The following is a 15,604-nucleotide window of genomic DNA, read 5'->3' on the forward strand; positions in this document are numbered from 1 at the left end:
TTACAAGAATATTCCGCAAAAAAGTCACAGACTAAATTGTTAAACCCTACTGACATACTGCTGTCGCTACTCCCTGTTACCTTTGTTTAAAATTATTCAACAATAAAATTTTAACAATATGAAACTTACTTCTCTAAGAATTATCAGCAAAAACATCAAACAGTGCGTCCAATTTTATGAAAAGGCAATTGGTGTAACTCCTCAATGGTACACAGAAGATTTTGCAGAACTCTCAACCAGCACTATTACCATTGCCATCGGAAGTACACGTACGATGAAAATGTTTGGCGAAAATATTACCGGATCTGAGGGATATCAAAGCACAATTATAGAGTTTCTGGTGGCCGATGTTGATAGGGAATACGAGAAAATTAAAGGCCTTACCGACCATGTTGTTCAGGAACCGACTACAATGCCCTGGGGAAACAGGTCATTGCTGTTCCGTGATCCTGATGGTAATCTGATTAATTTTTTCACACCTGTAAGTGTTGAAGCGATTCAAAAATTTAAGTAAGATATTTATTTTCAAAAAAAATACTGCTTCAATGAGGCAGTATTTTTTGTAAAAAAACTTACGCCGATCTTTTTAATAAAGATAAACGTGAAAATTGAAAAAAAGAGCCGGAGTTCTCAGAATAACATTCACATTATCCGGATGGGCAGGATCTGTATCTCTGAATCCGAAAACCCAGCCTCCTCCCGGATGCGTGGTGCACCAGTTCCTAAGGCCTGCTTTATCATTTCTATTCATATCATAACCGGCAAAACCACAATCAAACTGATCGCCTCTGATGACGGTCTGAATGACTACGTTTCCATTATCTGTAGTTGCACAGGTAATGTTTCCACCCTGTCCTGTCAGGAATTTGTTGTACGCAGCCGTAATACATTGTTCGACGGACTGCAAAGTTAAATGTACCATATTTTGATGTTTTTGGTTGTTTCTGAAATAAGTAGTTAATTCATATAATTTTTTAACCAGACTCCTTTCTGGTAAATAATTGCCGCCATATATACATTATCATTGTTATTATGAGCTTTGCAAATCGGCATAATGTATACACTGTTGGAACCTGTCGCCACTTTCTGCGCTTTCCTACCAAGAATAACATGGCCACCAACGAGACTGCTTGTACAGGTAACGGGACTGTAATTTAAGGAAGTGCAGCAGGAAGGATAGCCGTACTGGTCTGCCCAGAGCTGAAGCCAGGATTTACTGGCAATCTTGGGATCATTGGTACTTCCGATGACATTGGCAAAATTTTCATTTTTACTGAACGTTACTTCCCCACCCCATACGGAATAAATAGATTTTACAACAAACTCATCACCGTACTGCTCCTGTGGGTTGTAAAAACCGGCAAATACACCATTTTGATACACGATTTTAAGGTCTTCGTGTTCCTCGGAAGTCAGAAGAGGCGGTTGTGTCTTCACCTGAACAGTCAGATCTTCCTTTACAAAAGCATCGATCAAAACCTGGCTTGCATCCTTCACAGTATTTGTAAAAACCTGCTCTAATTGGGGCGTCATTGGCGTATTGTAGTTCCAGTTGGGATTATACAGTGCTTTTTCAGTACTGATTTTGATTTCTGACCCTCTCTGGTAAGCATATTCTGCAGTACCTTCGGGAAAAGTGGTGAGGCACACAGCATCTTCTGCGGTGTAGTCCGGGCCGCTGATCGTAATCATATTATTTTCTTCTTCATACGTATAGGTAAAAGAAAGCTGTGCCATGAGGTTGGTATTCTCAAGATATATTAGTTTTCCGACCGGTACAGGAGTGGTTTCCACACGATGTGTTCCGTTTTGAAGGTCAAAAGTTAAGGTATACTCTGTTTTTTGCAGCTCTGCAGATTCATTGTGATAATCCGGAGATACAGGCAAGGTAATGGTGATTGTTTTCATGATATCGGGTTTTAGTTTTCAATCCTTGAATACCCCAAAGTAACAAAGAAACCAAAAGAAATTCTAGCGTATAAATAACCAAATGGTGAATTGAGTAGAAACACGGAAACGATGAAATGTTTTTGAAGTACATACAATAATTGCTCTTTACGGAAACCCATAATACCTATAAAATCATCAATAGTACATTTGCGAAAGGAAATCTAATCTATGAAAATATTACACAGCCTATCAATCATTCTTTTAATAATATCTTGCAGTGGTAACACTCAAAAAAACAGCCTAACATTTAAAAAACAAGACTACATGGGTATCTGGCCGTTTGCAGTTGATGAAATTGAAGTGTATTGCACAGGCTACAAAGGAGTTTACTGCAAAGCCAATAATGGAAAAACCTATGCATTAAATGGCACAGCAAAAGGTATTTCACAAAATGACCCATCGATCAGTAAAATTGAAGAAATATGGCTTGATGATCCTGAACATGCCGGGCTGAAACTTTACTATACTGATTTTATAACTGAGGGGCTGCAACTTTGTGAGGATAAATAAGAAATACTTGAAAGGTAACAGGAGAAAGTGAGTAAGAAGGTCCTGCGAAGATTTGTCTATTAATTTGAACTAAAATACCTACCTTCGAAAATAGGAAGAAAAGTCCTCTGCTCAATCATAACAAGGAGCTTAAAACCATACAAACAGCCTATCCTAGTGGAGGGCTGTTTGTATGTAATTATAATTTGTAATCGATTATTTACTTAAAAATGTGTTCACTTTCGCTACAAACGCCTCATGGTTCTGAAAGAAAGAAGCATGTCCGGAATCCGGAAATATCACAAGCTCCGAATGTTCTAAATTCTGATTCATATTTTTAGCATTTTGCACCGATATGGGAAGGTCATTTTCACCGTGAGCAATCAATACAGGTTGCTTGATGTTTTTTATTTCATTCAGTGCATTGGCGTCAGGTTGTGCCCAATTTAAAACAGCGGCAAACTGAGAATTGGATGTGGCATCACTTAAAGGAAGATCCCTGTCAATCATACGACGCTGAACCCTTGCAAAAGCAGCTTTCCCGGCTGCAATACTCTGCGCAGATTCTGTGAATCCGAATTTCAGGAACGATTCTTCAGCACTTAATCCTGCTGTTCCGGCGATAATATTCGGTAAATTGGCTAGTCCTATAGCACCTTTTGGGCCGGTACCTGTTAAAATTACCTTATTGATAAGCGAAGGTTCAGTTAAAACAATTCTCTGTGCCACAAATCCCCCCATTGAAAAGCCCATGATATTTACTTTAGCCAAATTCAGAGCTTTCATAAAATCGATAGCATCATCTGCCATTCCCTGAATTGTATTCGGGGTAACTCCCTTTGAAGCCGCGACTCCTTTATTATCAAACAAAATGACTTTGTACTCTTTGGCCAGGCCGTCTGTTACGGCAGGATCCCAGTCGTCCATGGATCCTCCCAGCCCCGGTAATAAAACGATGGGAATTCCCTGATCTTTCCCCAGAATACGGTAGGCAAATGCATTTCCCTTTACCTCTACATATCTGGTTTTGGCGGTTTGATGGCTGTCACCCTGTACCTCCTGAATCGTGGGAGGTTCATTTTCTTCCCTGCAGGACATTGTCACTACCGTGAAAAGAGTTAAACATAACATGCTTGCGACGGAGATTTTTCTGATTGCTTTCATTGTTGTTTATTTTTAATTGATGGTGCAAACATAGTCTCTGCCAACAGGCAAAACATCTACAAACAGGTTAAACAGGACATATCCGGGATTTAATCAGACATTAGGAAAGCTGAAAATTATTTTGAAAAAATTAAATGCCGAGTGGATACAATTTCCAATCTTATGATTTGAATTTTCTGTAGCAACGTTGAATAACATTATGGTTTGCTCAGCTTATGTAAAGCCTCCATCGCCTTTTCAGCATCTGCTTTCGCAACAAAAATATGATCATGGAAATACGCTGCCACAACATTACAACTAATGTTTTGATGTTTCAGAGCGTTGGCAAAAGCTGCCGTTAGCCCTACAGCTTCTAGCGAAGAATGAATACTTAAAGTTATCCATGAGGAAATATAGCTATATTGAAGATTCCATTGGTCGGCAGTTTCTTTTTTCAACACAACTGTAACCGCCTCCTTTTCCCGAAAGAAAAATAATATCTCATCCATACCGGGAATTCTGTCCAGGTTCTCCATGTTGCAGAACACATACTCTCCCGGATTCAATACGGGTTCCATATGTTGAAGCAATACCGCCAAATCTGTTTCTCCAGCCATTTTTTTGTTGCAAAGCTAAAGAGATATGTTTCAATATTGTTTATCATTTGATAAAAAAGAGAATCGGATGAGCAAAAATATAGACACAAAAAAGGAGGCCTCTCCCGCCTCCTTTTTTAGGAACTTGACTTATAAGGCCTGTTTTTTTAACTTCTTTTTGTGTTTTATATGTTTTTTGTGTTTTTTTTGTGTTTTTCAAGAAGTCAATAAGGCCGTATACGCTTTTATTTATTTTTTTTCATCATTTGTAGTCGTATATTACTATAGTTTATTATTTGTATAGTCATAATGATTTACCTGATTGCAAATAAGTAAAATATACTTTTAATTTTGCGTTTTTCTCATTTGGTAAATTTTATAATACAAAGTAACGACATTAGAGCATATGATCCCCTATAATACCACTCGATACATGTCGGACACCTTATAGATATTTATCGATGCTGAAATTTTGACGAAAAAAAAAGTCTGATAAAAGACGTGGAAATTTATATTTTATGATGTGTTTTAATGAGGTCTATGAGCTCCACCAGGTTTTCTATTTTTAATTTCTCAAATATATTTTTCTTAATGGTACTTACGGTATTCTGCTTTATATTCAGTTGATTGGCGATCTCAAGGTTTCCGTATCCATCGGCATACATTTCTGCAATTTCCAGTTCCCGTTTGGTTAAAGGACTCAGCGGACTTATCAGATCAGGATTGTAGATAAATTGTACCAACAATTTTCGGACTGTGTCAGAGAAATATTCTCCTTTTTTGATAAACTGTGTGAGACCTTCCCTCACCTCTTCTTCTTCGCTTAATTTACTGAGATACCCATTAGCTCCGGCTTTGATAAATTTTAAGGCATACAGATCCTCTTCAAGTCCGGTAAAAATCAAAATTTTAATAGCCGGATTTACTTTTTTGATTTCAGGAATAATATGCAGGCTGTTCCCATCCGGAAAATGGGCATCAATGACAGCCATTTCAATATCTTTAGACTCCACCAGTTCTGTGATCTGCTGTAACGATGATGTATGGTACACCTTCGCATTGGGAGCTATATCGCTGATTACAATCTCCATTCCCTGTCGCACAATACTATGATCATCTGCTAAAAGAAAAATTATTTCTCTATTTTCAATTGGTAACTCCATTATTATTAGTATTTAAAATTAACTTGAATGTTATCTTCGTTCCTTTGTGCAGCTTACTGGAGATGGATATATCACCATCGAAAAGCTCTACAATTTCCTTGCAAAGATTAAGTCCCAGACCTGCCCCGAGATTATCTACCTCATCAGATACTGTTCCCTGATAATAGGGTTCAAAGATTTTCTTCAGATCAGACTCCGATATCCCGATTCCCGTGTCGGCCACTGTTGTTGTAAAAGCAATCTTGTGCTCGCCAATGGTTTCTGTAATCATGGTAAGATCAATCTGTCCGTTTTCTGTAAACTTATTAGCATTTCCCAGAATATTCATAAAGATCTGATTCATCCTGATACTGTCGGAATTGACCATAGTTCCTTCCGGAATTCTGTCTGTCACAACAAATTTATTATTCCTTGTTTCTATATACGGCGTAATTACCTTTACAATAGAACTGATTTCATCTTTAAGATTAAAAACTGTATTAATAAGTTTTTTTTCTGCATCCTGGTTCTTTGTATACTCCAGAATCTGATTAGACTGCAGAAGTAACGTACTGTTGGTAAATTTGATCGACTTCAGGTAGTCTTTTATGGTCTCATCATCTGTAGTCCGGTAAATTTTGTCAATAAAGATATTGATGATTTTCAACGGAGACCTTAGATCATGGCTCAGCATTCCCAGTATTCTGTTTTTAAAACTCAGGTTATTTTTAATCTCTTCGTTCGCAGCATTAAGCTTACGTTCATAGATAAAGGCAACTCTGGTGAAGTACATGATCAGAATAGAGACGATAAACATTAAGACCATAAGCCCGAATACGAGATACGTTCTTATTTTATTATTGGCAGAGCTCTGCTTGCTGTATTCCTTTTCCAGTTCCGATTTGAAATCCCTGATTGCATTTTCGTATACATCAATAAGCCCGTTACTGTAGACCAGCAATTTGCTGAAATTACTATAAAACTGAATATTATTTCTCTGGTTCCTGGCCGCGTATAGCTGTACTTTCTTCACTTCGGCAGCATAATGCTTGTCCATAGATTTCATCACATTGCTCACTTCCGATTTAAGATTAGACAGGTCAACCGTTTTATTATTCGTTAAAGTAACCACAGTACTTTCCTTCTGAACATTTACTTTACCGGTGATAGCATCTTTCAAACGCCCCATGAATCCTTTCTTTTTTATCGTATCTGCATACGTACGGGTCTGGATATTGAGGTTTTCAAAATTATTTTTGTATTTTTCAGGTTCATAAGGCTTTTCATCCATCTTTACCGGCGGCTTCAGAGAAGTTTTGTACACAGAATCCATGAGACTTTTAAGTCTGGTCACTTTCAGGGTATCTATTTTCTGCTTAGCCAGAGTATTTTTTAGCCTTGGACTTGCCTTTTCATATTCCCCGATTTTGTCAAAATTATTCTTAAGTTTTCTGAGTGATTGAAAATACAGATCAAGCTCTTTATTATCCTGATTGATCATGTATTTTTGGAGGTGATCCTGCGCATCCATGAAATCTTTCCTCGAATTGTCTGTCAATCCGCCTAACGCACGGCTTTCCTCCAGCTGGGTCTTAATAAACTTCAGTTTCTTTTCATTGACAAACTCGTTATAAAAAAATATTGCAATAATCCCCTGTATCAATAAAATACAGAAAATTAATGAGTAATGAACAATCTTTCTCAATTTAAAATTTAAGAATTTGTAGGCCATATTTACTTATATGCTAAATTAATTTCTTAATTACTTCAGTTCGTTTATTATTAATTCCAAATAATATAATATCATTAATTAAATTGCATTAATCAATGTATATCATTTAATTAGCAAAGTTAAAGTAATTTTTGTCTTGTCATAATAGTAAATATGAGATAAAACTTACAAATTTTAATTCTTTTTTACATTAAAATTCAATTAAAGTTTTAAAATTTCCTAGTGTATAGGTATATTTTTAGATTGATGGCAAAAGTTGGGGCTTATCAAATATTTGACAATGTCACTATTTTTTATCAGGAACTTTATCCTGCTGCACGCTTATCCCCGTCATTTTACAACGACCTACTTCCTCAAAACTAACAACTTTTTTATCCATATTGTAAGTATCATTTTCATCAGATCAAAGTCAATGCGATAACAAAAAAAAACAATAACAATGAGACAATCAGATGTTTAAACCCTGCATTCTCAGCAAATATTTTTTGAAAAGGTTCTACCGATGAACCAATCTTTTTCTGAACAGAAACAGCAATGTACTGAAGAAAATCGTGTAAGCGATATTGAAAATCGCTCCTCCCACCCATCCTGAGTAAGGAAGTGGTAACAGTCCTTTTAACGGAATAATCATTAAAGTCAGAATAAAAGGAGTCAGTAATGCCATCCATCTCGGAAGCAGGGTTTTATTCAGTAAAATACACACTGCAAATGAAATCCAGCCGATAGCAAGGACACCAATCGCAGCTCCCCAGGCTATGTTCAGCATTTTCATAAAGTTTCTTCCCGTTTCCAAAAGATAAGAATGCGCCACGGGATCGGTATGGTATACTGCTTTATAGATTTCTCCCACATAAAAGAATCCTGCATGCCCTAAAGGAGATAAAACCGCTCCTACCAATAAAACCCAATAGACAAAGACGGCATACCATTTTTTAGTGTCCTTAAAAAACTGATATACCAGCCAGGTTGCCGGCAACAGTAACGGACCTGTAAGCGCTCCGATCAGAGCTCCAAACATCAGCCGTGATGCCGAACCCTCCAACATTAAAGTGGCAAATTCTACATCCGCCTGATCGGCATACGTTTTTGAAAATAAGGGATAATCAGCAGGATCAGGATCAAATCCTGCTACAAATATATCGCCTATCAGCCAGCAAAGAGATACGATAATGGCAGCGGCAAAAGACCAGTTTATTTTTTGTGAATATTTCATATTATGTATTTTATGTATTAATTATTTGTTTTGATAGTCATTGATACTTTAATTTCCAAGCATGATACGATAACGTTTGTTACAAACAATGATCATCCGTATCTGGTATTACACTTATTTTTTATCTCAATATTCTTTTCACGTTATATGAATTTTCATAAAAAGCAATTCTATTATTAAGAATAATTCTAAATAAAATTATCTTTGTGCAAAAGTATCAGGTAAATCCGGATATGAGAGGATGTGAAACGGAATAAAAAGTCCGCGAAACGGAAACTTTAACCCAACACCAGAACAATGACATTAAGATTATACGATGCAAAGACGGAACAGACATTGATTGAAAAGGAATACCCGGACGCGTTCTTCCAAAATGACGGGCAGATCCGGGAATCAGTTATTCATATAAAACCTCCTATCGGAAATGGTTTTTATCATGAGATTTGTTTTGAGAATGTTCATATTGGTTTTGGAAACGTTTCTCTGGCCCGCCGGCTTATGCTGTATGTAGAAAGTGATTTTGACAGCGTTGAAATGCATTTTACGATCAGTGGTAAGAGCGAAGCGCAGTCGGAAAATTTCCAGAAAATCATTTGTTTTGAAAACGATCAGCACAATATTATCTATGCTCATCAGATGTGTGGCAAGATGGAGTTCGACGGACATGATATGCAAATCCTGGAAATTAACCTGGCTCCCGGTTTTTTCAAAAAATTTCTTCCTGAAAACTCTGGTTTGTTTGAGGCATTCAGAACTGCTATTGAAGACCGGAATTCGTGCCTGATTGCTCCTGAACACCGACGGATAAGTATAGAAATGTACCAGATCCTTACTGACATTATGCATTGTAACAGGAAAGGGACTTTCAAACGCATCTATCTCGAAGCCAAAATAACAGAACTGCTCCTTTTGCAGCTTGAACAGTTTTTCAGCACTAAAGATTCAATATCAACTGTTTCCAAACGGAATGAAGAAAAAATACATGCAGTCCGCGATTATATCATGGCTAATCTCAGTAAAAATTGTACGCTCACGGATCTTGCCCATCAGGTAGGAACCAATGAATTTACCCTAAAAAAGGGCTTCAAAGAATTATTTGGAACAACCGTCTTTAATTTCTGGAATGATCTCAAAATGGAAGAAGCGAAAAAACTACTTATCAGTGGAGAATTAAATGTCAATGAGATTTCTGACAGAATGGGTTATAAAAATCCGAGACATTTTTCCACCGCTTTCAAGAGAAAATATAATATTATTCCCAGTAAAATCAGAAATTAATGAAAGCAGGATAACCCCTTATATATTCATTTCGTATCGCAGTCATTAGTATTTTCTATTTATCATCCGGGATCTTGATATGATTATTTCCTAACTTGTATCATTTAAAAAAGTAAAAAATTCTGAATACTTTGATGAATGTGATCAGAAAACTTCTGATGGAAGGATGACCAGGTATTCAAAATCAGATAACAGCAAACAGCTTCATTTTTTATGAAAAATAAAAATCTTAATTTTCAGAATGGCTTTACATTCAGTAAACATATTCCGGAAGAATTATCAAATTTTGACAGGGTTTTTGATATTTTCAGAGATTTACTTACCCATACCTCCGGAGATCTTGAAGAGGCCTTCGAATGGCTTGACATGCTGGATAAGGAATATGATATTTTTGATGATGAATATACCATTCACGACTTTGAAGAGGATCTGAAGAAAAGAGGATATATCAAGGAAGAAGACCCTGAAGATGGTAATTCCGGAGCAGGAAAAGGTAAAAATATACTGACTCCTAAACTGGAAGCCGCATTACGCGAATACGCCTTGGAACAGATTTTCGGAAAACTGAAAAAAAGCGGTATAGGAAATCATCGTACAACCAAAACGGGTATTGGTGATGAACGTGAGGGTGAAAACCGGTCTTTCCAATATGGAGATGATATCTCAACAGTCAATATGACGGAAAGTCTAAAGAACGCTCAGGTCAACAACGGTATCTCAGATTTACGACTGACAGAGGATGACCTTATCATAGAGGAAACCAGACACAAGGCCCAGATGAGTACTGTACTGATGATAGACATCAGCCATTCCATGATTTTATATGGTGAAGACCGCATTACTCCGGCTAAAAAAGTTGCGATGGCTTTAGTGGAATTAATTAAGAGAAAATATCCAAAAGATTCCATCGATATTATTGTTTTCGGAAATGAGGCATGGCCCATTAAAATCAAAGACCTTCCTTATCTGAAAGTAGGGCCCTACCATACCAACACGGTTGCAGGCCTGGAACTTGCCATGGATATTCTCCGCAGAAAAAGGAATACCAATAAGCAGATTTTTATGATTACCGATGGAAAACCGAGCTGCATCCAGCTGCCAACAGGTGAATTTTACATGAACAGCTATGGTCTGGATGAGATGATTGTCAACCAATGTCTCAACAGAGCCGCACAGGCCCGGAAGCTAAAGATTCCGATTACTACGTTTATGATCGCACAGGATCCTTATCTGCGTCAGTTTGTGGAAGCATTTACCGCACAGAATAAAGGAAAAGCCTTTCTGACAGGCCTTTCAGGTCTAGGACAAATGATTTTTGAAGATTACGAAAAAAACAGAATAAAGAGAATATAGTGAGATTTGCCCTAAAGCATCTCTCTAAAAACATCTCATCCAGATAATTAGTATTTAAAAGAAAATGAAAAACGATATTACATATAAAGAATTAAAAGACTCAGGCTATACTGATAAAACGATCAGCGAGGAAATTCAGGCCAATTTAATTTCAAGAATTAAGGCTAAAGAACCCGTATTTGAAGGTCTCTGGGGCTACGAAGACACTGTTATTCCTCAGTTGAAAAAAGCAATTCTTGCCGGTCACCACATCAATTTATTGGGTCTTCGCGGACAGGCAAAAACCAGAATTGCCAGAAGCATGGTTGACCTGCTTGATGAATATATGCCCGTGGTAAAAGGATCTGAGATCAACGACAGCCCATTTCATCCTATTTCAAAATATGCCAGAGATCTCATTGCCGAATTGGGTGATGAAACTCCGATCTCCTGGGTACATCGTTCCAACCGCTTCTTTGAAAAACTGGCGACTCCTGATGTCAATGTTGCCGATCTTATCGGTGATATAGACCCTATCAAAGCGGCTACGCTTAAATTACCCTATTCTGATGAACGGGTTCTGCATTACGGAATGATTCCCCGCGCGAATCGTTCTATATTTGTACTGAATGAATTACCCGATCTGCAGGCCAGAATTCAGGTTTCATTGTTTAATATTTTACAGGAAGGAGACGTTCAGATCCGCGGGTTCCAATTGAGAATGCCGCTGGATATTCAATTTATCTTTACTGCAAATCCTGAAGACTATACCAACCGTGGCAGTATTGTAACTCCTTTGAAAGACAGAATCGGATCTCAGATTTTCACACACTACCCTAAAACCATTGCTTTGGCCCGCCAGATTACTGAGCAGGAAGCCATGATTTCAGCGGAAGACAGATCTCAGATTCAAATCCCTGACCTGGCTAAAGATCTTCTGGAAGAAGTGGCTTTCGTGGCCCGTGACAGCGAATACGTGGATGCCAAAAGCGGGGTGAGTGCCCGTTTAACGATCAGCGCCATGGAAAACCTGGTTGCAGCAGCAAAATTACGGCTTATCGAATCCGGCTCGGAAAAAACTACCGTTCGCTTGCTAGATTTTATGTCAATTATCCCTTCTATTACAGGAAAAATTGAACTGGTATATGAAGGTGAACAGGAAGGTGCCGACTATGTAGCAAAAATTTTAATTGATAAGGCTGTGATGATACAGTTTGAAAGCCTGTTTCCCCGCATTCCTAAACTGGAAAAAGAAGATATTAAGACACCCTATACCGATCTGATCAGATGGTTTAATAAAAACCACCTTCAACTCAACTACAATGACACGGATGAGGAATTTTACGCGAAACTGAATAAAATTTCTCCTTTAGTGACTCTCGTTCAAGAAAATGCATCTGAACTGGGCACAGAAGATCAAAACTTCTGCAAAGAACTGGTATTATGGGCATTAACCATCAGCAGCAAAATCGATAAATCTGAGAATCAATCGGCATTTACCTTTGATGCAACAGGAATAGGACAGTTTTTAAGAAACTAAATGCTATTCTAATTTAACAGAAAACAAAAGGTCTACCCAAAATAAGTAGACCTTTTTATTTACATTTGCAGTCTACTCCGGATCGTTTGTCTCTGAAAGTAACCCGTTTATGGAAGATAACCTGAACTGCATTTATAAAGTCATTCATTTTATAGAGAAAAATTATGATCAAAAGATCTCAGTAAAGGATCTGGAAGACGTTTCACATTATTCATACAGGAATATCCAGCGTATTTTTAAATACAGTTGCGGTGAGACCATTGGTGCTTTCCAGCAAAGGCTGAAGTTGGAAAACGCTTATAAACGGATCCTCTATACCACAGAAAATCTTACAAGCATCGGTATTGAAGTAGGATTTGCCAATATCGCATCTTTTTCCAAGGCTTTCAAACAGCATTTTGGAATTTCTCCCAAGGAAGCCAAGCTCAGTAAAGAAAGATTACTTTGCGGCCCAGAGCTGGTTCCGATAACCTCAGGTGTCCTTCTGGAGCCCGAAATTATATACCTGAAACCGGTCCAGGTCTTTTATCAAAGCGTGCATACCCATTATAATAATGCAGAAATTGAACTGCTATGGGAAAATTTTCTGGAAAATAAATTTGAGGCTTCTGATGCGGATTACTTTGGAATTATTGCAGATGAACCCCTGATCAAGACTGAAATCAGCTGCCGGTATGATGCCTGTGTGAGTGTGCAGGCAAGTAATAAAAAACTGCCTTCCAAAACGATTTTAGGAGGCAAATACGCCCGGTTTATCCATACGGGAAGCTATGACACGATTGATGAGACCTATACCAAAATTTATTCCCGCTGGATTTTCAACTCCGGTCTTGAATTTTCGCATTCCCCTATTATAGAAAAATATGAAAGACATGCAGCCATTGCCGGTAATGAAGAAGAACAACTCACGTATATTTTATTACCCTTAAAGTAGATTGTCAATTTGGGACAACTTTCAATGTACAAATGAATCTAATTTTGCCCTTATCAAAATAGATCATTATGCAAAAAAAGAAAATCTTATTTTCACTATTACCAGCTATTCTGCTCTCCTGTAGTCAGGGAGATATATCAGATCCATCAGGTAACCCGAATCCTACACCGGGATCTGTGGTGTATACCATGCCCGAAGAATCCGCTCCGCACGAAGGAACCTGGCTTCAATGGCCTCACGAATATCAGTATGGCACAACGTACCGCAATCGGCTTGACCCTACATGGGTGGCGATGACCAAAGAACTTGTACAAAGTGAAAAAGTTCACATCATCGCTTACGACCGCTACGAAAAAGATCGTATAACCGATCTACTGAACAACGCAGGTGTTTCTTTGAATAATATTGATTTTAAGCTTTATGAGACTGATGACTTTTGGGTAAGAGATAACGGACCTATTTATGTAAAGGATCAAAGTGGAAAATTGTTTATTCAGGATTGGGGATTTAATGGCTGGGGAAATAAGGCAGCTTTTAATCATTGTAACGCCGTACCTTCCAAAATTGCCACGGCTACTAATACGCCCAAAATCGATCTCAATTCTGTAATGATCAACGAAGGTGGCAGTGTGGAAATTGACGGAGACGGAGTTTTGATGGCCTGTAAAAGTTCTGTCCTGAACAACAACAGAAACCCCGGAATGACGCAACAGCAGGCAGAAGCAATATTTACCAAAAATCTGGGCGTTACCAAATTTATCTGGCTTGACGGAAAAGCCGGACTGGATATTACCGACATGCACATTGACGGTTTTGCAAGATTTGCCAATTCATCAACAATTATTACGATGAATCCTGATAACCTTGCCTACTGGCAGGTACCGGATGCTGATATTGACCGGTTGTACAGTGCCACCAGAAAAAATGGTGCTCCATATCAGTTGGTAAAGATTCCTTTAACTCAAAAAGACGTTATTACTACCTATGGAAAAAATGTAGGCAAGGCCTCATACATCAATTATTATATTGCTAATAATCGTGTATTGGTTCCCAACTACAATGATCCTAATGATGCAATGGCCAACCAGATGATCCAAAACCTGTATCCGGATAAAAAGGTCGTAGGAATTGATTGCCGAAATTTATTTGCCAACGGCGGAATGGTACATTGTGTAACACAACAGCAACCAAAATAAGATAATGCCCGGCAAACCCTGCCTATTCTGGCAGGGTTTGCCGTTTACAGAAAAATTCCGGTAACTTAAGCTTTAGTTAGTTTCCGATAATAAGGCATCAATCTCATGATAAAATGATTCTTTACTGTAATCGGCCAGCCCCTGATGATGAAGCTGAACCCTTCCTTTTTTATCAAGTACAACGGTAGTGGGAAGAGATCCACTGAAATATGGGGTTGGAATATGACCTGCGGGAATTACAAAAGGAAGTGTAAAATTCTTCTGTTTCATATACACTTTGCCCAATTCCGGATCATCATCAAGATTTACCGTCAGAAATACCATGTCCGGATTGGATTTATATTGGTCGTAAAATTCCTGTATCGAAGGAAATTCAGCCCGACATGGAGGGCACCAGGAAGCCCAGAAATTGATAAAGACTACCTTCCCTTTCAAACCGGCAGTATTGATCACAGAACCATTGTCTTTTTTAAGAGATAAATTCATGTTTTCGACAGAGGTAATCTTCCGATTTTTATCTTTAGAACCTGAAAATGAAGAATTGAGAAGTCCTGTAGAGGCTACCTGTCTCATCAGCCACGCTTTTGCATCTTTATTGACCAGAAGAATAATAAACACTCCCATTAAAAGAGCGGTAGACCAGTTTGCTCTTAACCATTTTTTCATATTTTCCATACCGTTTATTTTTCTGATAATTCTTTTAAAACTTCACAAACCTGAAAGTCATTGAAGTCCTCCATTCCCTGAATGTTAAATTTAAATTTTTAGCAGGCAGTTTAATGCTGTACATTCTTTTTCTATTACCCTGATTAACGTCTCTGCACCACTGGCCAAAAACCACTGATTGACAATACCTAACACTGTATGAATGTGAATGTAAAAACTGAAGCGCTACCTCTGCTATTATATTTTCCGAACACCTGCAACTCAAACATACCGATGGATGATCTCTCTACATTTTCGGAACACCAAATTACAAATTTCCTTATAACTCTGATACATTGACCAAATTGTCTGATGATTTAAAAAAAGCCTGCAATTAAAAACTGCAGGCTTTAG

At 37.9% G+C, this 15,604-nt stretch carries 15 protein-coding genes; 7 read left to right on the top strand and 8 right to left on the bottom strand.

Annotated elements, in window-relative coordinates:
- Positions 1-118: 118 nt before the first annotated feature.
- Positions 119-514, top strand: a complete 396-nt coding sequence (locus M030_RS0106065; RefSeq protein ID WP_027372677.1) for a VOC family protein — start codon at positions 119-121, stop codon at positions 512-514.
- Between the two features lie 72 nt (positions 515-586).
- Here the strand turns inward: M030_RS0106065 and M030_RS0106070 are convergent, their stop codons facing one another.
- A complete protein-coding gene (locus M030_RS0106070) occupies positions 587-922 on the bottom strand; it encodes a hypothetical protein (protein WP_027372678.1) in 336 nt (111 codons plus the stop codon).
- A 35-nt stretch (positions 923-957) separates the two neighbouring features.
- A complete protein-coding gene (locus M030_RS0106075; RefSeq protein ID WP_027372679.1) occupies positions 958-1,908 on the bottom strand; it encodes a hypothetical protein in 951 nt (316 codons plus the stop codon).
- Positions 1,909-2,118: 210 nt separating this feature from the next.
- On the opposite strand from M030_RS0106075, the gene M030_RS0106080 reads away from it, so the two are divergent.
- Entirely contained in the window at positions 2,119-2,460 is a 342-nt protein-coding gene (locus M030_RS0106080) for a DUF2511 domain-containing protein (protein WP_027372680.1), read from the top strand.
- A gap of 195 nt (positions 2,461-2,655) precedes the next feature.
- Here M030_RS0106080 and M030_RS0106085 read toward each other — a convergent pair whose 3' ends face one another.
- From M030_RS0106085 to M030_RS0106120, 5 genes are all read right to left on the bottom strand, one after another.
- Positions 2,656-3,603: an alpha/beta fold hydrolase gene (locus tag M030_RS0106085; protein WP_027372681.1), complete on the bottom strand. Its 948-nt coding sequence runs from the start codon at positions 3,601-3,603 to the stop codon at positions 2,656-2,658.
- A gap of 197 nt (positions 3,604-3,800) precedes the next feature.
- Complete coding sequence (locus tag M030_RS0106095; RefSeq protein ID WP_027372682.1) at positions 3,801-4,199, bottom strand: ACT domain-containing protein; 399 nt, start codon at positions 4,197-4,199, stop codon at positions 3,801-3,803.
- A 488-nt stretch (positions 4,200-4,687) separates the two neighbouring features.
- Entirely contained in the window at positions 4,688-5,341 is a 654-nt protein-coding gene (locus M030_RS0106105; RefSeq protein ID WP_034722193.1) for a response regulator transcription factor, read from the bottom strand.
- Positions 5,325-7,025 carry a sensor histidine kinase gene (locus M030_RS0106110; RefSeq protein WP_228375189.1) on the bottom strand — a complete coding sequence of 567 codons (1,701 nt, stop codon included), beginning with the start codon at positions 7,023-7,025 and terminating at the stop codon, positions 5,325-5,327. The genes M030_RS0106105 and M030_RS0106110 overlap by 17 nt, the downstream gene beginning before the upstream one ends.
- A 523-nt stretch (positions 7,026-7,548) precedes the next feature.
- Positions 7,549-8,265, bottom strand: coding sequence for a DUF6796 family protein (locus M030_RS0106120; RefSeq protein ID WP_027372685.1), 717 nt, complete (start codon positions 8,263-8,265; stop codon positions 7,549-7,551).
- Between the two features lie 297 nt (positions 8,266-8,562).
- Between M030_RS0106120 and M030_RS0106125 the strand changes: the two genes are divergently transcribed.
- From M030_RS0106125 to M030_RS0106145, 5 genes are all read left to right on the top strand, one after another.
- Positions 8,563-9,543, top strand: coding sequence for a helix-turn-helix transcriptional regulator (locus M030_RS0106125; protein WP_027372686.1), 981 nt, complete (start codon positions 8,563-8,565; stop codon positions 9,541-9,543).
- Between the two features lie 213 nt (positions 9,544-9,756).
- Complete coding sequence (locus tag M030_RS0106130) at positions 9,757-10,896, top strand: vWA domain-containing protein (RefSeq protein WP_027372687.1); 1,140 nt, start codon at positions 9,757-9,759, stop codon at positions 10,894-10,896.
- Positions 10,897-10,960: 64 nt separating this feature from the next.
- Entirely contained in the window at positions 10,961-12,415 is a 1,455-nt protein-coding gene (locus M030_RS0106135; RefSeq protein ID WP_027372688.1) for a sigma 54-interacting transcriptional regulator, read from the top strand.
- Between the two features lie 109 nt (positions 12,416-12,524).
- Positions 12,525-13,349 carry a GyrI-like domain-containing protein gene (locus M030_RS0106140; protein WP_027372689.1) on the top strand — a complete coding sequence of 275 codons (825 nt, stop codon included), beginning with the start codon at positions 12,525-12,527 and terminating at the stop codon, positions 13,347-13,349.
- A gap of 68 nt (positions 13,350-13,417) precedes the next feature.
- A complete protein-coding gene (locus M030_RS0106145) occupies positions 13,418-14,545 on the top strand; it encodes an agmatine/peptidylarginine deiminase (protein WP_027372690.1) in 1,128 nt (375 codons plus the stop codon).
- Between the two features lie 72 nt (positions 14,546-14,617).
- Here the strand turns inward: M030_RS0106145 and M030_RS0106150 are convergent, their stop codons facing one another.
- Positions 14,618-15,220, bottom strand: a complete 603-nt coding sequence (locus M030_RS0106150; RefSeq protein WP_027372691.1) for a TlpA family protein disulfide reductase — start codon at positions 15,218-15,220, stop codon at positions 14,618-14,620.
- Positions 15,221-15,604 lie beyond the last annotated feature (384 nt).

The sequence above is a fragment of the Chryseobacterium sp. UNC8MFCol genome, from assembly GCF_000482305.1.
Taxonomy (GTDB): Bacteria; Bacteroidota; Bacteroidia; order Flavobacteriales; family Weeksellaceae; genus Chryseobacterium; species Chryseobacterium indologenes.